The organism is Methylobacterium planeticum, assembly GCF_008806345.1.
GTDB lineage: Bacteria > Pseudomonadota > Alphaproteobacteria > Rhizobiales > Beijerinckiaceae > Methylobacterium > Methylobacterium planeticum.
The window spans coordinates 51,579-71,916 of sequence record NZ_VZZJ01000008.1 but is presented as its reverse complement, the minus strand read 5'-3'; the positions used below and the strand labels follow the sequence as shown (position 1 = coordinate 71,916).

The window sequence follows — 20,338 nt, the reverse complement described above, 5'->3', positions numbered from 1 at the left end:
GGAAGGCCCCGAAGGTGTCCTCGCGCACGCACGCGGCCCTTCGCCGGTCTTGCCGCTGCAGAGCTTGACGTTCATCCTGCGCGGGGGTGCGGGACGGCGGCGGACGGTCCCGCGGGAAAAGGTTCGGATTGGGCGACAGGGTGGATCACGACCCCGCTGCGAGCACGATCGACCTGCATCGCGTGGCCTTCGAGGAGGCCGCGGTCGGTCTCGCCATCGTCTCGGCCCACGATCATTCGGTGCCGGGCAGCGCCGCCCACGAGAGCACGATTCTCGACGCCAACCGGCATCTCTGCCACCTCCTCGGCTACGGGGCCGGCGAGCTCGTCGGCATGCCCCTGTCGGACCTCCTCGACCGCCCGAGCCTGGTCGACGGGGTGCAGCGCTGGCGCCGGGCCGACGGCCGCCCGGTCGACGTGCGGGTGCGGCGCTCGGCGGGGCTCGGCACCTCCCTGGTGGTCGAGGCCATCGATGCCGACGAGGCGGTGCGGGCCGAGCAGAACCGCGAGGCCCTGATCGCGGCGGGACTCGGCGAGTGGCGCTGGGACAGGGGGACGGGCCTCGTCACCCTGTCGCGGCGCGCCGGGCAGATCCTCGGGCACCCGCCGGGGCCCTCCCTGTCCTGGACGGACCTGCGCGGGCGGATCGGCGAGGCCGAGGCGGCGCGCATCGCGGACGTGGTGCGCGAGGCGCTGGCGGCGGGCCTGCCCTACGCCGTCGAGTGCCGCCTGCGCCGGGCGGGGGACGACCGCGAGATCATCGTCGGCACCCGCGGCCAGGCTCTGTTCGGGCCGGATGGCGGGCTCACCGGCATGGTCGGGGTGGTGCAGGACATCACGACCCGGGTCGAGGCGCGCGACGCCCTCCTGGGGCGCGAGCAGCGCCTGCGGGTCGCGACCTCGCTCGCGCGCCTCGGGATCTTCGAGTGGCACATGCTCGAGGACCACGCGATCTGGGAAAACGAGCGCATGTTCGAGATCTTCGGCCGCACGGCCGCGGACGGCACCGTGGGCAAGACCGAGTTCCTCAACGAGCTGCTGCACCCCGACGACCGGACGGCCGTGCGCCAGGCCATCTCGACGGCATTGCGCGACGACGAGATCCTGCACGCCACCGGCCGCATCCGCCGCAAGAGCGACGGCACCTGGCGCACCATCGACATGGCCGGCCGCTTCGAGCGCGACGCCCCGAACCGCCTGCCGCGCCGGCTCATCGGCGTCGTGGCGGACGTCACCGACCGGCGCCACGCCGAGGAGCGCCAGACCCTCCTGATCCGCGAGCTGCACCACCGGGTGAAGAACACCCTGGCCACCGTCCAGGCCATCGTCGGCTCGACGGCCCGGACCGCGTCGAGCATCGAGAGCTTCTACGAGGCCTTCGTGGGCCGCATCATGTCCCTCGCCCACACCCATTCGGTGCTCACCGAGGACACCTGGCAGACCGCGAGCCTGCGCACCCTCCTGGTCAACGAGCTGAAGCCCTACGCGGAGGGGGCGATGGACGGGGCGGGCGACGGGCGCATCGCCCTCGAGGGGCCGCCGATCGACCTCGCCTCCGAGATCGCGGTGCCGATCGGCATGGCGATCCACGAGCTCACCACCAACGCGGCGAAGTACGGCGCCCTCTCGACCCGCAGCGGCCGCGTCGCGGTGACGTGGCAGCTCCTGCCCGGCGGCCCGGCCGGGATGCTGCGCTTCGCCTGGCAGGAGAGCCACGGCCCGCCGGTGCAGCCGCCCCGGCGCCAGGGCTTCGGCTCCCGCCTGCTGCAGCGCGTGCTGACGACGCAGGTCCAGGCCGAGGTCGAGACCGAGTACCCGCCCGAGGGCTTCCGCCTGACCATGCTGGCCCCGCTGCCGAAGCGCAACGACGCCCTCAACCCCCTGGCCTGACGGGTCGGCGGCGGTGCCGGCCTCGGCGCGCCGCGCGCGGGAGGCCGCGCTGAGGGCGGATCGCCCGGGCCCGGCTCAGGCGGCGCCGCGCGTGTCGGATTCGCCGCCCGCCTCGACGAAGGCCTTGAGCTCGTCGAGGGACGCGAAGGTGAAGCGGCCCCGGGGCGTCTCGGCCTCGATCGAGCCGTTCGAGAACATCACGTAGGTGTTGCTGCCGGACGCGTAGGTGCCGACGACCTCGAGCTTCGGCGCGGGTTCGGCCTCGGCCTCGGCCTCCGGCTCGGCCGGCTCCGGCGAAGCCTCGGGCTCCGGCTCCGGCTCCGCAGCCGTGTCCAGGGCGGGGCGCAGGGGCGGAGCGGCCGTCTCCGGCGCCACGAACAGGTCGTCCTCGGGCGCGATGCCGTCATCGGGCTCCGGCACCGCCTCGGGCTCGGACGGGGCGGGTGCGGGGGGCGGCGGCACGAAGCCGGCGGGTTCCGGCAGGGGCAGCTCGGGCTCGATCTCCGCCCGGTGCGCCTCGGACGGATCGTCCGCGAGGGTGGAGGCGGACGGTGCGTCCCGCTCGGGGAACAGCGTGTCGGTGAAGGTCGGCTCGGTGCCGGCTCGTCCGGAGGCCAGGCCCGCGCCCGCGAGCCCGGTGCCCACCAGACCCGCGCCCGCAAGCCCTGCGCCCGCAAGCCCTGCGCCCGCAAGCCCTGCGCCCGCAAGCTCCGCACCTGCCAGGCCCGCCCCTGGAAGCCCGGCGGCGGTGCCGAGGACGGGGCGACCGCTCGCCGGCGCGGGTCCCGCGCCCTCGGGCAGGACCGGATCGACCCGGGCCGGGAAGAGGGGCGCCGCGGCCTTCGAGGCGCTGCCGAACTCCCTTGCCGGAGCCCGGTCCGCATCGCCCGCCGCCGGCAGGGCCCGGGCGTTGACGGCCCGCTCGACCCGGCGCAGGCCGCCCGCCACGACCCCGAGGGCGAGGATCACCGCGCCGGCCGACGCCACGGTCGCGCCCGCGATCACCATCGCGAGACCGCTCTCGAGGCGGACGAAGGGAAAGCCCTGGATGACGGAAGCGATGCCCCCGATGATCATGACGGCGGCGAGCGCGAACAGCGCGAGGATCATGCAGCTCTCTAAGCAACGGCCGGAGGATCCGGGCCCCGAACAGTAAAGCCTTGGGGGCGTTTTGCAAAACCGGCCCGAGCCCGGAAGCCCGCGAAAAGCCCCGTCGTCCACGGCCGATGTCGCCCGCGGTTGGCCCGGGGTCAAGCCGGGGTCGAGCGTGGGGGCGCGCGCCGCGGCGGGGCCCGGGCGCGCTTTCACCAGGCGCGCTTTCACCAGGCGCGCTTTCACACAGGCCGATCGCGGCCCCGGCGTTGCCGAGGCGCGGGCACCGACTTACCTAAGCGGCCGTTGCCTCATGGACGGCGCGCGGATTGCGTTGCCGCCGGCAAGAACCTCGAACCCGTCTTCACCCGACGTGCCTTCACCTGAAGCCGCCGCAATCCCGGAGAGATGCCGATGACCTTCACCCTGCCGGAACTCCCCTACGCCTACGACGCGCTCGGGCCCTACATGTCGAAGGAGACCCTCGAGTTCCACCACGACAAGCACCACAAGGCCTATGTCGACACGGGCAACAAGCTGCTCGAGGGCACAGACCTCCAGGGCAAGAGCGTCGAGGAGATCGTCAAGGCGAGCTACAACACCAACCAGGCGCTCTTCAACAACGCCGGCCAGCACTACAACCACATCCACTTCTGGCAGTGGATGAAGCCGAATGGCGGCGGCGCCATCCCGGGCGCGATCGCCAAGAAGATCGACGAGGACCTCGGCGGCGCCGAGAAGTTCAAGGCCGACTTCATCCAGGCCGGCATCGGCCAGTTCGGCTCGGGCTGGGCCTGGCTCGCCGTCAAGGACGGCAAGCTCGCCATCCTGAAGACCCCGAACGGCGAGAACCCGCTGGTGCACGGCGCCAAGCCGATCCTCGGCGTCGATGTCTGGGAGCATTCCTACTACATCGACTACCGCAACCGGCGCCCCGACTACCTCAAGGCCTTCATCGAGAACCTCGTGAACTGGGAGCACGTGGAGCAGATGTACGCCGAGGCCGCGAAGTAAGGCTCTCCGCCGATCCCGCGCCGCGGGCGATTTCGCCCGCGGCGCCCGGTTTCGCCCGATGCCGGCCCTTGAGGCCGCGCGCGAAACCGGCTCTTGATGCGCCCCGCCGGGCCGACCCGGCGCCAGCCGGGGCCCGCGCCATCTCCGCTTCAGACCCCTTGCCGTCGCCTCGGCCGGCCCGCCGCCCCCCGCCCCGCCCCGGTCCCGCGCACGCCCGATGATCCGCTCCATCCTCTCCGTCGGCGGCTGGACGCTGGTCTCGCGCGTCACGGGCTTCGCCCGCGACGTGGTGATGGCCGCCGTGATGGGCGCCGGGCCGATCGCCGACGCCTTCGTGGTGGCGTTCCGGCTGCCGAACCATTTCCGCGCGATCTTCGGCGAGGGCGCCTTCAACACCGCCTTCGTGCCGGCCTATGCGGGCCTCGCGGAGGCCGGGGAAGCGGGGGCGGCCCGGGCCTTCGCCGACCGCATCTTCAGCCTGATGCTGGCGACCCAGATCGTGCTGCTCGCGGTCGCGCTGCCGGCGATGCCCTGGGTGGTGCGGGCCCTGGCGCCGGGCTTCTCGGAGGATCCGGAGCGCTTCGGGCTGGCGGTCTCGCTGACCCGGATCACCGTGCCCTACCTGCTGTTCATGACCCTGGTGACGCTGCTCTCCGGGATCCTCAACGCGCATCGGCGCTTCGCGGTGGCGGCGGGGGCGCCCGTGCTCCTCAACCTCGCCATGCTGGGCGCGCTCGGGCTCACCGGCCTGTTCCCGAATGCGGGCTACGCCGCCGCCTGGGGCGTGGCCCTCGCGGGGCTCCTGCAATTCGGCCTGCTCTGGTGGGGCTGCCGCCGGGCCGGGGTGATGCCGGGGCTCGCCGCGCCGACGCTGCGCGACCCCGCCATGCGCCGCTTCTTCACGGTGCTCGGGCCGGCGGTGATCGGCTCGGCCGGCTTCCAGATCGCGGCCTTCGCCGACACCATCATCGCGAGCCTGCTGCCGACCGGCGCCGTCTCGGCCCTCTACTACGCGGACCGGCTCTACCAGCTCCCCTTCGGGGTCATCGCCATCGCGGCCGGCACCGTGCTGCTGCCCGAGATGAGCCGGCGCATCGCGGCCGGCGACGTGGCGGGGGCGCACGCGGCGCAGAACCGGGCCGCCGGCTTCTCGCTGGCGCTGTCCGCCCCCTTCACGGTGGCGTTCCTGACCCTGCCCGGCCTGATCATGGCGGCCCTGTTCCAGCGCGGCGCCTTCAGCGCCGAGGACGCCGCCCGCGCGGCCTCGGTGCTCGCCGCCTACGGGCTGGCGCTGCCCGCCGTGGTGCTGGTGCGCAGCGCGGTCGCGAGCTTCTACGCCCGGCAGGACACCACGACGCCGCTCTACGCCTCGCTCACCGCCATCGCGGTCAATGTCGGGCTGAAGCTGCTGCTGACCGGGCCCTACGGCGTCACCGGCCTCGCGCTCGCCACCGCGGTGAGCCAGTGGGTGAACCTGATCCTCCTCGTCGCTCTGGCGTGGCGCCGGGGCTGGACCGCGCCGGGACGCGGCCTCGGGATCACGGTCCTCGGGGTCGTGATCGCCTGCCTCGGCCTCGCGGCGGTCGCGGTCTACGGCCTGCCGCTGGCCGAGCGGATCGTCCCGGCCCTGCCGCACCTGCGCGAGATCGCGGTGCTCGGGCTCCTCGGGCTCGCCGGCGCCGCGCTCTACGGGCTGCTGCTGCTGGCCACGCTCCACCTCTTCGGATTGCGCCTGCGCCGGGCCTGAGGGCTCCTGCGCAAGCCCGCGAGGGCTCGCCGCGGAGGCCCTCGCGCGCCAGATGCCCGCTTCCAGGACCCGGAGTTCCCCATGGACGCATCGCGCCTCACCGCCGGCAAGGCCGCCGCCGTGTTCGACGCCTACGGCACCCTGTTCGACGTCCACGCGGCCGTGCAGGCGCATGCCGCCGCGGTCGGGCCGGACGCGCCCCGCCTCTCCGAGGTCTGGCGCAACAAGCAGCTCGAATACAGCTGGATCACCAGCCTGATGGGGCGTTACCGCAGCTTCTGGTCGATGACCGAGGAGGCCCTCGACTACGCCCTCGCCCAGCACCCCGGGGTGGACCGGGGATTGCGTGGACAACTCCTCGACAGCTACCGCGACCTCGCGGCCTACCCGGAGGTGCCCGGCACCCTGCGGCGGCTGCGGGCGCTCGGCCTGAAGACCGCGATCCTGTCGAACGGCAACGCCGCGATGCTGGAGCGGGCGGTCGCCGCGGCGGGTCTCGGCGACCACCTCGACGCGGTGCTCTCGGTCGACGCGGCGGGCGTGTTCAAGACGGCGCCGGCGGCCTACGCGATCGTCCTCGACAGCCTCGGCGTCGCCCGCGAGGCGGTTCTGTTCTGCTCCTCGAACCGCTGGGACATCGCGGGCGCCGCCGCCTTCGGCTTTTCCACCGCCTGGGTCAACCGCAGGGGCCTGCCCGACGAGTATGCCGACCTGCCGCCGGATGCCGTGATCGGCAGCCTCGACCCCCTCGCCTGATCAGGGCCGGCCGCGGAGCGAGGCCGGCTGCCCCGGAAGGGCGAGCCGGTAGCCGGTCTCCCGGATCGTGTCGCCCTCGACGCGGTACACCCCGAGGGTCCGGTCGCTGTAATTGCCGATATAGACGTAGGCCCCCGACGGGTCGAAGGCGACGCCCTGCGTGACGGCCCCGGCCGGCGCCTCGCCGAGGTAGCGCAGGCGTCCTTCGGGCAGGATCGCGACCAGCACCGCCGCGCCGCCCACCGTGTAGGACGGGCTCGCCCGGGGAGCGGCCGCGCCCTTCACCACCGAGATCGCGGCGCGGCGCCCGTCGGGGGCGAGCGCCAGGGTCTCGGCGGTGTCGCCGACGCCGAGATGGTCGAGCACCACCGGGCGGACGCCCCCGGCCCGCATCAGGCTGACCGCGTCGGCATGCCCGTCGCTCGGGCTCGCGCCCGCGTTGCCCGAGAGCACGAAGGCGCCGTCCGGCGTCACCTCGAGCCCGTAGGTGCCGGGCCCGACCGGCATATCGAGGGCGGGATCGTGGCTGACGCGCGTGCCGTCGCGCGTGCCCTCGATCGCCAGCACCCCGACCGTGCCGGCCTTGTTCTTGGCCACGAAGGCGCGGCTCTCGTCCGGGGCGATCGCCACGGCGGCGGCCTCCGCGCCGACATCGACGGTGGCGGCGACCCGGACCTCGTCCCCGATCGTCAGCACCGTGACGCTGCGGCCCTCGCGGTTGGCCACGAGGGCGAGCCGGCCCGACCGGCTGATCGCGACGCCCGAGGGCTGGCGCCCGACGCGCACGACCTGGCGCACCCGGGGCGGCTCGGCCGCGAGATCGACCACGAACAGGCGGTCGTCGGCCTGCGCGTACCAGGCCTCCCCCTCCCGCCGCATGGTGACGGGATTCGTCACGAGGCCGAGGCGCCCGTCCGGGGTGATCTGGAGGTTGGTCGGCGGGCCGTAGACCGAGGTGTCGAGCGCGGGCGAGGCGAGGACGTGGGCGAGCCTCGGCCTCGCCGGGTCCGCGATGTCCACGATGGCGAGCCCGTCGGCGCCGTTCGGCCCGTTCTCCGAGCCGCCCGGGCGGAAGAAGGTCTTGCCGTCGAGCCCGACGAGGAGGAAGGGCGGGCCGTCTGCCGCCAGCCCCGGGAAGGCCGCGAGGGCGAGGAGAAGCCCGAGCCCGATGCGATGCGCCGACCGGCGGCGTGGTCCGTCCTGCCGGGCGGACGCCCGATCGGATTGTGCGCAGTTCATTCGCGGATTCTTAAGCATCGGGATGTTGGATCCGTCCTAGCACGAACCGGAGATCTCGCGCGTGCGCCTCACCCTTTCCGTCGGCCCGGTCCGGGCCGGTCTTCGCGCCACCCTCGTCGGCGGCCTCCTCCTCGCCGCCGCCGCGCCGGTCTCGGCCCGGGACGGGCGCAACGCCGCGATCATCGGCGGGGTCGCGGCGGGCGTGCTCGGCGGCGTCGCCGCCGGCGCGCTCATCAACGGCGCGAACCAGCCCCCGCCGCCCCCGCCGCCGGAGTACCGCGCCCGCCGCATCGTCGAGGAGGAGCCGGTCGAGACCGTGGTGGTGCGCCGCGAGCGCCGCGGCCCGGTCTGCCACGACGAGCGCCGCAAGGTCTGGCTCGACGAGGAGGACTTCACCGACAGGCGCGTCGAGGTCTGCGAGTAGGCCCCGCCTCACTTCACCAGCAGCCAATCCTCCACCACGAGGGCGTCGAGCCCCGTGGTGTAGAACATCAGGATCGCGTCCTCCGCGGTGTGGAGGATCGGCTTGCCCATCACGTTGAAGCTCGTGTTGAGCAGGATCGGCACCCCGGTGATGTCCCGGAAGGCGCCGATCAGGGCCGCGTAGGCGGGGTTGCGCTCCGGCGTCACGCTCTGGAGGCGCCCGGTCCCGTCCGCGTGGACCACCGCCGGAACCCGCGCCCGCACCGCCTCGCGCCAGACCAGGGTGCGCTCCATGTAGGGACTGTCGGCGTAATCCTCGAACCAGTCCGGGCCGGCCTCCGCCAGGATCGAGGGCGCGAAGGGCCGGAAGGCCTCGCGGTACTTCACCTTGGCGTTAAGCGCGTCCTTGGCCCAGGCGGGGCGCGGATCGGCCAGGATCGAGCGGTTGCCGAGCGCCCGCGGGCCGAACTCCGCCCGCCCCTGGACCCAGCCGACGAGCCCGCCCCCGGCGAGGATCCGGGCGGCCTCCCGGGTCACGCCGTCATGGCCGAGTCGCCGGGCCCGGGGCTCCCAGGCGGCCATGCGCGCGAGGGGCTCGGTCGAGACCCCGGAGCCGAGATAGGGGCTGAGCGGGCGGGTCTCGGGCGCCGGCCCGCCCCAGTCCGGATGGTCTTCCGCGTAGGCGAGCCAGGCGGCCCCGATCGCGTTGCCGTCGTCGCCCGGCGCCGAGGGGACGTGGAGGCGGGCAAAGCCCGAGCGGCCGATGACCCGGCCGTTATAGGACGAGTTGAGGCCGCAGCCGCCCGCGATGACGAGGTTCCGGTGGGGCGCGAGCCGCTCCGCCTCGGCCACCAGGATGTCCATCATCTCGCCGAAGAGCTCTTGACCGCAGCGGGCGAGGTCGGCCCAGCCGACCTCCTGCGCGTCCGCCGGCCGGCGCGCCAGGATCTCCCCCGCCACCGCCTGCACGGTGGCGTCGTCGGTGAACCTGAGGCGCCCGCCCTCGCCCGAGAACAGCCGGCGCAGCAGGCTCATCAGCTCCGGATCGGTCCGGCCATAGGGCGCGAGCCCCATGATCTTCCATTCCTCGCCCTTGATCTGGTCGAAGCCCGCGAGGTCCGTGATCAGCCCGTACAGGAAGCCGACGGAGCCGCGGCCGCGGTGACGGCGCACCTCCTCGATGCGGTTGTGGCGCATCCGGTAGATCGCGGCGGCGCCGGTCTCGCCCATGCCGTCGACGACGAGCGCCGTCGCCTCCGCGAAGGGGCTGCCCCAGAGCCCGTAGGCCGCGTGAGTGAGGTGATGCGGGTAGCGGCGCTGCGCCACCACCTCGGCCCGGGGAGCGCCGCCGGCGCCGCGCGTCTCCTGGTCGAGGGCCAGCAGGGTGCCGTAGCCGGCCCGCCCCTGCGCCAGCGCCAGCTCGGCGATGAAGATGCGCTCGGCGCGCTCGGGCACGAAGGAGCGGTTGAGGGCGGTGCCGTGCCGGCTCAGGGCTTCGAGCGTGAAGGCGCCGCCGCGCTCCTGTCCCTGCAGGAACTCGGTGAATTGCGGCCCCCAGGTCGAGGCGATGACGATCTCCGAGCCCCGCGGCACGTGGCGCTCGAGGATGCCGACCATCCGGGTCGCGGCGTCCGGCTCGCAGTTCGGGGCGCGCTTGTACTGCAGGAAGCGCTCGGCGGCCTCGGCGAAGATCACCCCGCCGTCCGGGCCGATCAGGGCGAGCGCCGGGTCGTGGAAGGTCGTGGCGAGGCCGAGATAGTAGCGCATCGGGTCTTCCTGCGGCTGCCCCATCCGGTGGAGGGGCCGGGTTACAGGGCGCGGCCGGACCCCGCAACGCCCGCGCCGCCGCGGTCCGGCCGCCGCCGCCCGGACGCCAGGGCCAGGATGGCGGCGCCGACGAGCCCCGACATCAGGGAGCCCGCCAGCACGCCGAGCTTCGTCTCGGTCGCGTGCAGGCCGTCCGTGAAGGCGAGGCCACCGATGAACAGGCTCATGGTAAAGCCGATGCCGCAGAGCACCGCCACCCCGTAGACCTGCGCCCAGCTCGCATGGGCGGGCCGCGCGGCGAGGCCCGCCAGGACGGCGAGCCGCACGCTCGCGAAGATGCCGACCTGCTTGCCGAGGAAGAGCCCGAGCGCCACCCCGAGGGTGACGGGGTCGCGGAGCGCGCCCGGGGAGAGGCCGAGCAGCGCCACGCCCGCATTGGCGAAGCCGAAGACCGGCACGATGGCGTAGGTGACGAAGGGCGTGAGGGCGTGCTCGAGGATGTGGAGCGGCGAGGCCGGGTCCTCGGGCCGGCCCGGGCTCGGACGGATCGGGATGGTCAGCGCCAGGAGCACCCCCGCCACGGTGGCGTGGACGCCCGAGCGCAGCACGAAGAACCAGAGGGCGAGGCCGAGCAGGAGGTAGGGGCCCAGGGCCGTGACGCCGCGGCGGTTCAACAGGACGAGGATCCCGAAGGTGGCGGCGGCCAGCCCCAGCATCGCCGGATCGAGGCCGCCGGTATAGAACAGCGCGATGATGGCGACCGCCCCGAGATCGTCCACGATCGCGACCGCGCTGAGGAAGACCTTCAGGGAGACCGGCGCCCGCCGGCCGAGGAGCGCCAGCACGCCGAGCGCGAAGGCGATGTCGGTGGCGGCCGGGATCGCCCAGCCGCGCAGGGTGTCCCCGCCCCGGTTCAGGGCGACGTAGACGAGGGCCGGCACCACCATCCCGCCGAGGGCCGCGAGGCCGGGCAGGGCCCGGTCGGGCCAGGTCCGCAGCTGCCCGTCGAGGGCCTCGCGCTTGATCTCCAGGCCGACGAGCAGGAAGAACACGGCCATCAGGCCGTCGTTGATCCAGTGCAGCAGGCTCAGGGGGCCGAGGTGGAGGTGGAGGATGCGCTCGTAATCGGTCGCGAGCGCCGAGTTCGCCACCACGAGGGCGAGGGCGGCCGCCGCCATCAGGACGAGGCCGCCGCCGGCCTCGCTGGTCAGCGCGGCGCGGATGGCGGAGAGCGGGCGCGGCCTGTTCATCGGCCCGGGGTGCCCGGCTTTGCCGGCCGAGACAACCCTGCCCCGGTCAGGAGGCGGGGCCGAGCGCCGCGCGGATCAGCCGCTCGGCATCCCCGCTCGACCACTCGGCCGGGCCCTTCATGACGCCGATCTCGCAGCCCTTTGGGTCGATCAGGAGGGTCGTCGGCAGCCCCGTGGAGCCGGTGTCGCGCTGGATCGCCGGCAGCACCCGGCCGCCCGGGTCGGCGTAGTAGGCGAGCCGCGCGATGCCGTTCTCCTTCAGCCAGGCCAAGGGCTTGTCGAGGTTGCGGGTGTCGACATTGATGGCGACCACCGCGAAATCCGCGCCGCCGAGCGCGCCCTGGAGCCGGTCGAGGGCCGGCATCTCGGCCTTGCAGGGGGCGCACCAGGTCGCCCACAGGTTGACCAGGAGCGTGCGGCCCCTGAGGTCGGCGAGGCTCACCTCCGCCCCTTGCGCGTCCTTGAAGCTCAGGGCCGGGGCGGGTTTCGCGGCGTCGAGGACCTGCATGGCCGCGACCTCGCCGCGGGCGAGCGGCGCGAGGCGGGCGCGGGTGGCCTCGCTGCCGGCGCAGGGCTCGGCGCGCGTGTTTCCGTTGCCCCCGGTGGAGCCCGTCCCGTATAGGGCGAGTCCGGCGCCGAGCGCCGCGATCAGCGCCGCCCCGTAGACGAAGGAAGTCAGGCGGCCGGGCATCAGCGTTGCGTCTCCGGGGCGTGAGGCGGCGAGAGGGTTTGGAGAATCATGAGCAACCGGATGTGGGGCGGGCGCTTCGCGAGCGGCCCCGCCGAGATCATGGAGGAGATCAACGCCTCCATCGGATTCGACAAGCGCCTGGCGCCCCAGGACATCCGCGGCTCGCTGGCGCATGTCGCGATGCTGGGCGCCGCCGGGATCGTGCCTGCGGAGGATGTGAGCGCAATTCAGGACGGGCTCAAGGCGGTCCAGGCGGAAATCGAGGCCGGGCAGTTCGAATTCAAGCGCGAGCTCGAAGACATCCACATGAGCGTGGAGAGCCGGCTGCGCGAGATCGTCGGCCCGACGGCCGGGCGCCTGCACACCGCCCGCTCGCGCAACGACCAGGTCGCCACCGACATGAAGCTGTGGGTGCGCGACACCCTGGACAGCCTCGACGCGCAGGCGGCCGGGCTGCAGCGGGCGCTGGCCGAGAAGGCGCTGGCGCATGCCGACACCGTGATGCCGGGCTTCACCCACCTGCAATCGGCCCAGCCCGTCACCTTCGGGCACCATTGCCTCGCCTACGTGGAGATGCTCGGGCGCGACCGGGGCCGGTTCCGCGATGCCCGCGCGCGCCTCAACGAGTGCCCGCTCGGCGCCGCGGCGCTGGCCGGCACCTCCTTCCCGATCGACCGCCACGCCACCGCCGCCGCCCTCGGCTTCGACCGCCCGACCGCGAACTCCCTCGATTCCGTGGCCGACCGCGACTTCGCGCTGGAATCCCTCTCGGCCGCCGCGATCTGCGCCGTGCACCTGTCGCGCTTCGCCGAGGAACTGGTGGTGTGGACCTCGGCGCAGTTCGGCTTCGTGCGGCTGTCGGACGGCTTCACCACCGGCTCGTCGATCATGCCGCAGAAGCGCAACCCCGACGCGGCCGAGCTGGTGCGGGCGAAGGCGGGTCGGGTGATCGGGGCGCTGACCGGCCTCCTCATCGTGATGAAGGGCCTGCCCCTCGCCTATTCGAAGGACATGCAGGAGGACAAGGAGGGCACCTTCGACGCGCTCCAGGCCCTCTCCCTCTGCCTCGCGGCGATGACCGGCATGGTGCGCGACCTCGAGCCGGCCTCCGACGTGCTGGCCCGGGCCGCGGGCTCCGGCTACGCCACCGCCACCGACCTCGCCGACTGGCTGGTGCGGGCGCTCGGCCTGCCCTTCCGCGACGCCCACCACGTCACCGGCCGCCTCGTCGGCGCGGCCTCGGCCAGGGGCGTCGGGCTGGAGGACCTGTCGCTCGCCGAGATGCAGGCGGCGGAGCCGCGCATCACTGGGGACGTCTACGCCGTGCTCGGCGTCGGGAACTCGGTGAACAGCCGCACCAGCTACGGCGGGACGGCGCCGGCCAATGTCCGGACCCAGGCCGAACGCTGGATTGCACAGCTTGGCCGTGAGACGGCCTGAAAAACGAGCAGGATGCGCGCCCAAATGGGCGTGCGTTCACGGTCTAGCTATGTGACGCTTGCTAAGAAGCGGCCCGAGCGTTTCGGAGATCGTCGCATGCCCGTGGAAAGTTGGATCACGCCGGAGGAGATTCCCGCCCTCGCCGCCGCCGCGGCCGCGGCGATCGACGTGGCGCTGAGCGGCCTCGGCGAGGCGCAGCGGGAAGCGTTCTGGCACTCCGTGCGCAAGTGCTACAACACCCCCTACAACGACCCGCCGCCGCGCAAGCGCACCTTCGCGGTGTCGGCGATCATCGCCGAATCCAAGGCGCGCCTGCCGCTCGCCCCGCCGCCCGTTCCGGCCCCGATCCAGGCCGGCATCCAGGCCGCCTGAGGCGCGGGCGCCGTTCGGCGGCGCGGCGCGAGGCCCCTCGTCGGCGCCCCTTGCACCGAACGCGGCCCCTTGCCGAACCCGCGCTCAAGCTTCACAAGTTGCACCCTGAGTTCTGCGTCCGGCGCGCCCGCGCCCGGCTGCGCTCGGACAGAGCCGCATTCCCCGGCGGCCGGTGTGCCTCCCGTCGCGCCCGATCATCTCAGGAACGACGCCCTCAGGACCTGCCGATGTCTCACACGAAGTCTCATCCCCAGGCAGCGCGTGCCGAGGTGGCGCGTGCCCGCGCGGTGCGCGGCCTTCCCCTCGCCGCCCTCCTCGTCGCGGCCGCCCTGCCCGCGGCCCCCGCGACGACGGGGCTCGCGGTCGCGGCGGGCGCGGCCGGCCTCGCCCTCTCGGCGGCCCCGGCCCTGGCGCAGGACGCCGCCCCCGAGGAGCCGCAGGGGCGGCGGCGCGGGCGCGGCCGGACCAGGGCCGGCCCCAAGGCGGCCGTGACGCCGCCCGGCATGCAGCAGGCGACGCCGGTGGCGATCTTCGGCGACTGGAACGTGTTCGCGAGCGGCCAGGGCAGGACCCGCCTGTGCTACGCCATCGCCCAGCCGACGACGCGCTCGCCCAACACCCTGAAGCGGGACACAGCCTACCTGTTCGTCACCGTGCGCAAGGGCGAGAACGTGCAGAACGAGGTCGCGGTGATGCTGGGCTTCCCCTCGAAGCTGGCCGCGAGCCAGACCAAGCCCGGCTCCGGCCCCGCCTCCACGGACCCGATCCTGACCATCGGCAGCACCCGCTACGGCCTCGTCGTCAAGGATGGCAATGCCTGGTTGCAGAACCCGGCCGAGGAGGCGCGCGTCGTCGCCGAGATGAGCGGACGCAACCCCAAGCTCTCGGTGAAGACCACCTCCCTGCGCGGAAATCCGACCAGCGACGAGTACGCGCTGGCCGGGTTCGGGGAGGCGATGAAGCGGACCCGCGAGGAGTGCAAGTAGGGGTGGAGCCCGGGCCGCCCGCCCGGGGCGGCCCGACGCGCCCGGCCTCAGACGGCGACGAGGCGGGGCTCCTGCGGGCCGCGGCGCTCGGCCGTGCCCCGGCGGTCGGCGGGCCGGGTGCGCTGGCGGACGCGCTCGCGGGCCGCCTTGGCGGCCTGCTCGACGCTGCGGAAGACCGCACCGTCGAGGGGATCGAAATCCCGTGAGGAGGAGAAGAACCGCACGCCGCCGGGCTCCGGCACGGCGATGCCGGCGGTGACCTCCCCGATCTCGATGATCCGCGCCGTCGGCGCCGGTTCAGGCGCGCGCTCCGCGTGGAGGCGGTTGCGGGCGCGCGCCGCCAGGTGATCGGTGAAGGGGTCGGCGAGGACGGCCGGGCTCGGGGCGGTCAAGGCGCGCGCTTCGGCGCCTGCGAAGGACTGGGACATGGACAGGAGGCTCCTGCGGCCGGGACTGCGCCGGCCCTGCGATCGGTCTGCGAGCGAACATCGGCCGGGGCCGGAGCGTCAGCGTCGACAGCAATCGCGCGACCGGGACGGCCGGGCGCGGAATTCAGGGAGCCTCGGAAGCAACGGAGAAACAGTCACGGCAAGTCATCCTTTCGATGAAGGACCACGAGGCGCGAGCGCTTCGCGGTGCTTTAGCGTTTGGTGACGCGGCGCAAGCTACACACTTCAAATCACCGCGGCGGGCGATGCGGGGCTGCATCGCTCGACGTCTTAAGGATGGTGACGTAACCTCTTCTCGTCAACGGAGAATTCTTTCAAATGCAAGCACGGCCGTGGGACGAAGCCGGTCCCCGAGGCCGCTCGCGCAGGCGCTTTCTCCGCTCTCAGGCGGCGCGCAGGAGTCCCGCGAGATCGCGGTAATCGCGGAAGATCCGGGCCGCGCCCGCCGCCGCGAGGTCGGCCCCCGCCCGGTCGTGCCCCCAATGTCCGCCGCCCGTGAAGCCCACCACGCGCATGCCCGCCGCCCGCGCCGCGGTGACGCCCGGCACGCTGTCCTCGATGACGAGGCAGGTCTCGGGCGCCGCGCCCATCCGGGCCGCCGCGTGCAGGAACAGGTCCGGGAAGGGCTTGCCGCGGGGGACCTCGGCCGAGGAGAAGATCCGGCCCTCGAAGAGTGGCAGAAGCCCCGTCAGCCCGAGGGAGTGGCGCAGCCGCACGGGGTCGCTGCTCGAGGCGACGCAGGCGGGCAGCCCGAGGGCCGCCACCGCCTCGGCGACCCCCGCCATGGCGCGCAACTCCCGGTCGAAGGCCCGCAGGGTGTCGGCCTTCACTGCCTCGACGAAGCCCTCCGGCGCGGAGATCCCGTAATCCGCCGCGATGTGGCCCATGATCGAGGCCATCGAGGTGCCGGCGAAGCGCGCCCGCACCGTCTCCAGGTCGATCGCGACGCCGATCCGGTTCAGGCCGGCGGTGAGGCGGGCGAGGCTGATCGGCTCGCTGTCGATGAGGACGCCGTCGCAATCGAAGACCACCAGGGCCGGGACGCCCGCGGGGCCGGGCCGCGGGGCCGGCCGGTCTTCGCACACATCCGTGGGATCGCCTCGCCGCAACAGGTCCGCTCCTCAAGCCTCGCGGGGCTCCCTCTGGCATGGGGCACCCGGCGGGGCAATCGGCACGGTCGTCGCTTGCGCCGCGGGCGCCCGCCCCCTACTCCACCGGTTGCACCCTGAACGCGGGCGTCCCCGGCGCGGGCGGCCCTCGGGCCCGAGATCGAAGACACGCGATGTTCCGCTTCCTGTGCCGCTTCTTCGGCCTTCTTCTCCTCGCCGGCGGCTTCGTCGCGCTGGTCTACGACGGCGCCCGCTCGATCGCGAATAACGGCCTGCGGGTGACGCCGCTGAGCGAGCTCCTGTTCACCCTGTTCAAGGACAAGGCGAACGCCCTGCAGGGCACCGTCGAGGGCGTGGCGCCCTGGCTCTGGAAGCTCCTCGTCCTGCCCCTCACCCTGGCCCCCGCCGCCCTGCTCGGGCTCGGCCTCGGGGCGATCCTGCTCTGGCTCGGCCAGCCGGCCCGCCGGCGCACCGGCGTCCTGACCCGGCCCTGAGGGCGCGCCCTAGACGGCGATCTGCCAGCGGGCCGCGTAGGCCGGGGTCAGGAACAGGCTCTCGGGGGGCGCCCGGTGCGGGGGCGGCAGCCGCAGCGCCTCGTCGAGGAAATCGAGCGCGGTCCGGAGGCCGTGCAGGGTGTAGGGCTTGGCGATGACGCCCATCGCGCCGGCGTAGTCGCCGCCGAGGTCGTTGTCGCCCGCATCCGGCGGCGGCGGGCCCGGCTCCTCGTCGACCGGGATGCGGCGCTCGTTGGCGGTGACGAAGATGACGGGCATCCGGGCCGTGCGGGCGAGCTGGCGCCCGACCACGATGCCGCCGCCGCTGTCGCCGAGGCGCAGGTCCACGAAGGCGAGGTCCGCCGCGAGCGTCGGGATGCGGGCCAGGGCCTCGGCGGTGGACATGGCGGTGGCCACGACCTCGTGCCCGGCCGCCACCAGCAACGCCTCGAGCTGCATGAGCAGGAGCGCCTCGTCCTCGACGACGAAGATCCGCAACGGCCGTCGCTTCGCCATACGGACCGAGGACCCCTCACCAAAGCGGCGTCGAACCAGCACGACGCCACGACGCCTCCCTCGGCACGCCCGTCCCCGGTGGCGGTGGCCTCAGGCCTGCGTCGGGAGCGCCACCGCGGCGGGCATCCGCACGGAGACCCGCGTGCCGCCCCGCGCGCCGCCCTCCACGATCAGCTCGGCGCCGAGCTGGCGCGCCAGGGTGCGCATCAGGGACTGGCCGAAGGAGGACGTGCCCGCCGCCTCGGTGGCGATGCCGACGCCGTCATCCTCGACGACGAGCAGGACGCGGTCCTCCGCCCTCCCGATGCGGATCGCGAGGCTGCCGGCGCGGCCCTTCACGAAGGCGTGCTTGAGGACGTTCGTGACGATCTCGTTCACGAGCAGCGCCAGGGCTGTCGACTTCTCGGCGGCCACCACCACGGAGGCGAGATCGAGCTCGACCCGGATGTCGCGGCGGCCCGTGGCGCCGACGAGATCCGTCACGAGGTCGCGCACGAAATCGGCGACGTCGAAGCGTGAGACGGTCTCCGACTGGTGCAGCAGCCGGTGCACCGTGCTGAGCGCCTCGATGCGCTGGAGCGTGTCCGACAGGGACCGGCGCACGGCGGGGTCGGGGATGCTCTGGCTCTGCAGGACGATCATGGCCGAGATCATCTGCAGGTTGTTCTTCACGCGGTGGTCGATCTCGTGGATCAGGGTGGTCTTCAGGTCGAGCACCCCCTGCAGGGTGCGGTTCGCCTGCTCGCACTTCTCCAGCATCCGGTAGCGGTCGGTGACGTCGTGCTGCGCGGCGAAGAAGAAGCGCAGGCTGCCGTCGTCGCCGTGCACCGGGCTCAGGTAGAGGGCGTTGTGGAAGGTCGTGCCGTCCTTGCGGTAGTTCAGCAGGTCGATGTGGATGTCGACCTCGTCGCGGATCGCCGCGCGCACCCGGGCCACCGCCTCCGGGCAGGTGCCGGGGCCCTGCAGGAAGCGGCAATTGCGCCCCGTCACATCCAGGCGCTCGTAGCCCGTGAGCCTGAGGAAGGCCGCGTTGGCGAAGACGATCGGGTTGTCGTGCCGGCGCGGATCGGTGACGATCATGGGCATGCGGGCCTCGCGCATGGCGGCGGCGAATGCGGCGCCCCTGCCGAATTCCGCCTGTTCCGAACCCGCAAGGCGCCGTGCCTCGGCCTGCTCCATCTCGCTCCCCCGGCCGCCCGTGGCGCGGCATGCGCCCTTTGGGCTGCAGCGCGCTCGGATGGACGCTAGCCCGCGACCGCGCTTCGTCAAGGTCAAAACGAGCACCGAATGTCCAGTCGGGGATTTTGCCTGGAAGCATCGCACGTCAGAGCCCGTCGACGGCCAGACTAGCCGGCAGGATGAACTGTTATTGGTCTTGGCGAATCCCTGCGCGGCGCCGGCGAATCAGCGCGACGCCCGCGCGGACCTGCGCGGCACCGGCCCCGCGCCCGGGCCGGGGCACCCGATCCGGCAAGCGGCGCCTTTCGTCTTGCCGGTGTCGCGGCTGCATGCGACACCGCCCGCCGATCTTGGACGGGAGATGTGGGACCGATGCTGGAGCGGACGTTCGAGCGGGCTTTGTTCGCGTGCCGGTGGCTGCTGGCGCCGTTCTACGGCGCCCTGGCGGTCGGCCTGTTCGTGCTGCTGGTGAAGCTCCTGCAGGAGCTCGCGCATTTCGCCCTGCACGCGATCGAGTCGAACGAGTCCCAGACGATCCTCGGGGTCCTGACCCTCGTGGACCTGTCGTTCACCGCCTCGCTGCTGATCATCGTGATGTTCTCGGGCTACGAGAACTTCGTCTCGAAATTCGACCATTCCGACCACAAGGACTGGCCCGAATGGATGGGCACGATCGACTTCACCGGGCTGAAGCTGAAGCTGATGTCCTCGATCGTGGCGATCTCGGCGATCCAGCTCCTCAAGGCCTTCATGGACCTGAAGGCGAACACCGACCGCGAGCTCGCCTGGCTCGTCGGCCTGCACATGGTGTTCGTGGTCTCGGGCCTGCTGATGGCCCTCACCGACCGGGTCGCGGCCGGGCACCACGACAAGTAGGGCAGCCCCCGGATCATCCCCGAGGCGCCGGGAGGCGCGCGTCGCCTCAGCGGGTCTTGAGCACCGAGCGGCAGGCGGCGGGGAGCGCGGCCATCGTCATCGGGGGCCTGGGCTTCGGCTTCACCTTCGGGGGCTTGGGGTGCAGCACCGCGTCGCTGAACCAATAGGCCAGCTCCTCGCCGCAGCCGTCGCCCGCGGGCGGGGGCGCCTGGTCGCCGCACTCGCCCGCGCCGTCCGGGCAGGCGAGGCGGATATGGTAGTGGTAATTGTGCCCGTACATCGGGCGCACCTTGGTGAGCCAGCCGCGATCCCCGCCCGCCTCGCGGCAGAGCGCCTTCTTGATCGCCGCGTTGACGAAGATGCGCGCCACCTCCGGCTGCTGGGCCGTGAGGCGGATCAGCCGCAGGTGCTCGGGCGTCCAGACCCGCGGGTCGATGTCGAGGCGGTCGCCCCGCACCATGTCGGTGGCGGAGGTCTCCTCGCGCTCGGCCCGGCTCATGCGGTGGCTCGGCATCGGGGTCAGCCAGACATCGGCGTCGAGGCCGAGCTGGTGCGAGGCGTGGCCCGTCAGCATCGGGCCGCCGCGAGGCTGGGACATGTCGCCCACGAGGAGGCCGGTCCAGCCGACCTTCGGCGCCTTGGCGGCGAGGCGCTCGATGAAATCGACGAGGTGGGGCGTGCCCCACATCCGGTTGCGGGAGAGCCGCATCACCTGCCAGGTCGCCCCGTCGACGGGCAGCGCCTCGCCGCCCGAGAAGCAGCCCTTGGCATAGGAGCCGTAGGGATGGGCGGGGCCCGGCGCCGGGGTGGCGGCGCGGCCGAACAGCTCCTTGGCGGGGGTCGAGGGTGCGTCGGGGTCGGCGAGGGGCGGCAGGGGCCTCGGGTTCACGCTGCCCTTGTCCTGAGCTCCGGCCGGGGCCGTGAGGCCGAGGAGCAGGAGGGCGGCGAGGGGGGCGAAGCGCGGCTGTGTCGGCATGCGGGGCAAGCTATCCGGTCGGGCGGGGCGGCGTCGAGGGCGGCGCAGCGCGCGGGCGGCCCCGCGCGCTGCG

Annotated in this window: 20 protein-coding genes; 10 read left to right on the top strand and 10 right to left on the bottom strand. The window is 73.3% G+C overall.

Annotated elements, in window-relative coordinates:
• The first annotated feature begins 140 nt into the window (after positions 1 to 140).
• On the top strand, positions 141 to 1,889 hold the full coding sequence (locus F6X51_RS11675; protein ID WP_246696758.1) for a sensor histidine kinase: 1,749 nt from the start codon (positions 141 to 143) through the stop codon (positions 1,887 to 1,889).
• Between the two features lie 75 nt (positions 1,890 to 1,964).
• Here the strand turns inward: F6X51_RS11675 and F6X51_RS11670 are convergent, their stop codons facing one another.
• Positions 1,965 to 2,999 carry a hypothetical protein gene (locus tag F6X51_RS11670; protein WP_150963772.1) on the bottom strand — a complete coding sequence of 345 codons (1,035 nt, stop codon included), beginning with the start codon at positions 2,997 to 2,999 and terminating at the stop codon, positions 1,965 to 1,967.
• Positions 3,000 to 3,395: 396 nt separating this feature from the next.
• Here F6X51_RS11670 and F6X51_RS11665 point away from each other — a divergent pair, with 396 nt between their 5' ends.
• The 3 genes from F6X51_RS11665 to F6X51_RS11655 all read left to right on the top strand — a co-directional run bounded on the left by F6X51_RS11665 (position 3,396) and on the right by F6X51_RS11655 (position 6,498).
• Positions 3,396 to 3,995, top strand: a complete 600-nt coding sequence (locus tag F6X51_RS11665; protein WP_150963770.1) for a superoxide dismutase — start codon at positions 3,396 to 3,398, stop codon at positions 3,993 to 3,995.
• Positions 3,996 to 4,212: 217 nt separating this feature from the next.
• Positions 4,213 to 5,742 carry a murein biosynthesis integral membrane protein MurJ gene (gene murJ, locus F6X51_RS11660; protein WP_150963768.1) on the top strand — a complete coding sequence of 510 codons (1,530 nt, stop codon included), beginning with the start codon at positions 4,213 to 4,215 and terminating at the stop codon, positions 5,740 to 5,742.
• A gap of 81 nt (positions 5,743 to 5,823) precedes the next feature.
• The gene (locus tag F6X51_RS11655) at positions 5,824 to 6,498 is read left to right on the top strand and encodes a haloacid dehalogenase type II (protein WP_150963766.1); all 675 of its coding nucleotides are present in this window, start codon (positions 5,824 to 5,826) and stop codon (positions 6,496 to 6,498) included.
• Here F6X51_RS11655 and F6X51_RS11650 read toward each other — a convergent pair whose 3' ends face one another.
• Positions 6,499 to 7,737, bottom strand: a complete 1,239-nt coding sequence (locus F6X51_RS11650) for a YncE family protein (protein WP_246696757.1) — start codon at positions 7,735 to 7,737, stop codon at positions 6,499 to 6,501.
• Between the two features lie 61 nt (positions 7,738 to 7,798).
• Here F6X51_RS11650 and F6X51_RS11645 point away from each other — a divergent pair, with 61 nt between their 5' ends.
• A complete protein-coding gene (locus F6X51_RS11645) occupies positions 7,799 to 8,161 on the top strand; it encodes a hypothetical protein (protein ID WP_150963764.1) in 363 nt (120 codons plus the stop codon).
• An 8-nt stretch (positions 8,162 to 8,169) separates the two neighbouring features.
• Here the strand turns inward: F6X51_RS11645 and F6X51_RS11640 are convergent, their stop codons facing one another.
• Genes F6X51_RS11640 through tlpA form a run of 3 tightly spaced genes read right to left on the bottom strand, consistent with a single transcriptional unit; the run spans position 8,170 to position 11,868 of the window.
• A complete protein-coding gene (locus F6X51_RS11640; protein ID WP_150963762.1) occupies positions 8,170 to 9,927 on the bottom strand; it encodes a carbamoyltransferase family protein in 1,758 nt (585 codons plus the stop codon).
• 41 nt (positions 9,928 to 9,968) lie between these two features.
• A complete protein-coding gene (gene nhaA, locus F6X51_RS11635; protein ID WP_150963760.1) occupies positions 9,969 to 11,177 on the bottom strand; it encodes a Na+/H+ antiporter NhaA in 1,209 nt (402 codons plus the stop codon).
• A 46-nt stretch (positions 11,178 to 11,223) separates the two neighbouring features.
• On the bottom strand, positions 11,224 to 11,868 hold the full coding sequence (gene tlpA, locus F6X51_RS11630; RefSeq protein ID WP_150963758.1) for a thiol:disulfide interchange protein TlpA: 645 nt from the start codon (positions 11,866 to 11,868) through the stop codon (positions 11,224 to 11,226).
• 48 nt (positions 11,869 to 11,916) lie between these two features.
• On the opposite strand from tlpA, the gene argH reads away from it, so the two are divergent.
• The 3 genes from argH (at position 11,917) to F6X51_RS11615 (ending at position 14,666) form a co-directional block, all read left to right on the top strand.
• The gene (gene argH, locus F6X51_RS11625) at positions 11,917 to 13,308 is read left to right on the top strand and encodes an argininosuccinate lyase (protein WP_150963756.1); all 1,392 of its coding nucleotides are present in this window, start codon (positions 11,917 to 11,919) and stop codon (positions 13,306 to 13,308) included.
• A gap of 96 nt (positions 13,309 to 13,404) precedes the next feature.
• Complete coding sequence (locus F6X51_RS11620) at positions 13,405 to 13,680, top strand: hypothetical protein (RefSeq protein WP_150963754.1); 276 nt, start codon at positions 13,405 to 13,407, stop codon at positions 13,678 to 13,680.
• A 227-nt stretch (positions 13,681 to 13,907) separates the two neighbouring features.
• Positions 13,908 to 14,666, top strand: coding sequence for an invasion associated locus B family protein (locus tag F6X51_RS11615; protein ID WP_246696756.1), 759 nt, complete (start codon positions 13,908 to 13,910; stop codon positions 14,664 to 14,666).
• A gap of 47 nt (positions 14,667 to 14,713) precedes the next feature.
• Here F6X51_RS11615 and F6X51_RS11610 read toward each other — a convergent pair whose 3' ends face one another.
• Together F6X51_RS11610 and F6X51_RS11605 are read right to left on the bottom strand one after the other, a co-directional pair.
• On the bottom strand, positions 14,714 to 15,094 hold the full coding sequence (locus F6X51_RS11610; protein WP_407658514.1) for a hypothetical protein: 381 nt from the start codon (positions 15,092 to 15,094) through the stop codon (positions 14,714 to 14,716).
• Positions 15,095 to 15,498: 404 nt separating this feature from the next.
• A complete protein-coding gene (locus F6X51_RS11605; RefSeq protein ID WP_150963752.1) occupies positions 15,499 to 16,200 on the bottom strand; it encodes an HAD family hydrolase in 702 nt (233 codons plus the stop codon).
• A gap of 197 nt (positions 16,201 to 16,397) precedes the next feature.
• Here F6X51_RS11605 and F6X51_RS11600 point away from each other — a divergent pair, with 197 nt between their 5' ends.
• Complete coding sequence (locus tag F6X51_RS11600) at positions 16,398 to 16,718, top strand: PetM family of cytochrome b6f complex subunit 7 (protein WP_150963750.1); 321 nt, start codon at positions 16,398 to 16,400, stop codon at positions 16,716 to 16,718.
• Between the two features lie 9 nt (positions 16,719 to 16,727).
• Here F6X51_RS11600 and F6X51_RS11595 read toward each other — a convergent pair whose 3' ends face one another.
• Together F6X51_RS11595 and F6X51_RS11590 are read right to left on the bottom strand one after the other, a co-directional pair.
• Positions 16,728 to 17,234 carry a response regulator gene (locus tag F6X51_RS11595; protein ID WP_150963748.1) on the bottom strand — a complete coding sequence of 169 codons (507 nt, stop codon included), beginning with the start codon at positions 17,232 to 17,234 and terminating at the stop codon, positions 16,728 to 16,730.
• Positions 17,235 to 17,324: 90 nt separating this feature from the next.
• Positions 17,325 to 18,413 carry a histidine kinase dimerization/phosphoacceptor domain -containing protein gene (locus F6X51_RS11590; protein WP_150963747.1) on the bottom strand — a complete coding sequence of 363 codons (1,089 nt, stop codon included), beginning with the start codon at positions 18,411 to 18,413 and terminating at the stop codon, positions 17,325 to 17,327.
• 372 nt (positions 18,414 to 18,785) lie between these two features.
• Here F6X51_RS11590 and F6X51_RS11585 point away from each other — a divergent pair, with 372 nt between their 5' ends.
• Positions 18,786 to 19,289 carry a TIGR00645 family protein gene (locus tag F6X51_RS11585; protein ID WP_150963744.1) on the top strand — a complete coding sequence of 168 codons (504 nt, stop codon included), beginning with the start codon at positions 18,786 to 18,788 and terminating at the stop codon, positions 19,287 to 19,289.
• Positions 19,290 to 19,335: 46 nt separating this feature from the next.
• Here the strand turns inward: F6X51_RS11585 and mepA are convergent, their stop codons facing one another.
• Complete coding sequence (gene mepA / locus F6X51_RS11580; RefSeq protein WP_150963742.1) at positions 19,336 to 20,265, bottom strand: penicillin-insensitive murein endopeptidase; 930 nt, start codon at positions 20,263 to 20,265, stop codon at positions 19,336 to 19,338.
• Positions 20,266 to 20,338: the final 73 nt, after the last annotated feature.

What these genes read in the sequence shown, in the direction of transcription:
- F6X51_RS11670 (WP_150963772.1), bottom strand. Translation starts at nt 2,999, where the DNA reads ATGATCCTCGCGCTGTTCGCGCTCGCCGCCGTCATGATCATCGGGGGC.
- F6X51_RS11665 (WP_150963770.1), top strand. Translation starts at nt 3,396, where the DNA reads ATGACCTTCACCCTGCCGGAACTCCCCTACGCCTACGACGCGCTCGGG.
- murJ (WP_150963768.1), top strand. Translation starts at nt 4,213, where the DNA reads ATGATCCGCTCCATCCTCTCCGTCGGCGGCTGGACGCTGGTCTCGCGC.
- F6X51_RS11655 (WP_150963766.1), top strand. Translation starts at nt 5,824, where the DNA reads ATGGACGCATCGCGCCTCACCGCCGGCAAGGCCGCCGCCGTGTTCGAC.
- F6X51_RS11650 (WP_246696757.1), bottom strand. Translation starts at nt 7,737, where the DNA reads ATGAACTGCGCACAATCCGATCGGGCGTCCGCCCGGCAGGACGGACCA.
- F6X51_RS11640 (WP_150963762.1), bottom strand. Translation starts at nt 9,927, where the DNA reads ATGCGCTACTATCTCGGCCTCGCCACGACCTTCCACGACCCGGCGCTC.
- nhaA (WP_150963760.1), bottom strand. Translation starts at nt 11,177, where the DNA reads ATGAACAGGCCGCGCCCGCTCTCCGCCATCCGCGCCGCGCTGACCAGC.
- tlpA (WP_150963758.1), bottom strand. Translation starts at nt 11,868, where the DNA reads ATGCCCGGCCGCCTGACTTCCTTCGTCTACGGGGCGGCGCTGATCGCG.
- argH (WP_150963756.1), top strand. Translation starts at nt 11,917, where the DNA reads ATGAGCAACCGGATGTGGGGCGGGCGCTTCGCGAGCGGCCCCGCCGAG.
- F6X51_RS11620 (WP_150963754.1), top strand. Translation starts at nt 13,405, where the DNA reads ATGCCCGTGGAAAGTTGGATCACGCCGGAGGAGATTCCCGCCCTCGCC.
- F6X51_RS11615 (WP_246696756.1), top strand. Translation starts at nt 13,908, where the DNA reads ATGTCTCACACGAAGTCTCATCCCCAGGCAGCGCGTGCCGAGGTGGCG.
- F6X51_RS11610 (WP_407658514.1), bottom strand. Translation starts at nt 15,094, where the DNA reads ATGTCCCAGTCCTTCGCAGGCGCCGAAGCGCGCGCCTTGACCGCCCCG.
- F6X51_RS11600 (WP_150963750.1), top strand. Translation starts at nt 16,398, where the DNA reads ATGTTCCGCTTCCTGTGCCGCTTCTTCGGCCTTCTTCTCCTCGCCGGC.
- F6X51_RS11595 (WP_150963748.1), bottom strand. Translation starts at nt 17,234, where the DNA reads ATGGCGAAGCGACGGCCGTTGCGGATCTTCGTCGTCGAGGACGAGGCG.
- F6X51_RS11590 (WP_150963747.1), bottom strand. Translation starts at nt 18,413, where the DNA reads ATGGAGCAGGCCGAGGCACGGCGCCTTGCGGGTTCGGAACAGGCGGAA.
- F6X51_RS11585 (WP_150963744.1), top strand. Translation starts at nt 18,786, where the DNA reads ATGCTGGAGCGGACGTTCGAGCGGGCTTTGTTCGCGTGCCGGTGGCTG.
- mepA (WP_150963742.1), bottom strand. Translation starts at nt 20,265, where the DNA reads ATGCCGACACAGCCGCGCTTCGCCCCCCTCGCCGCCCTCCTGCTCCTC.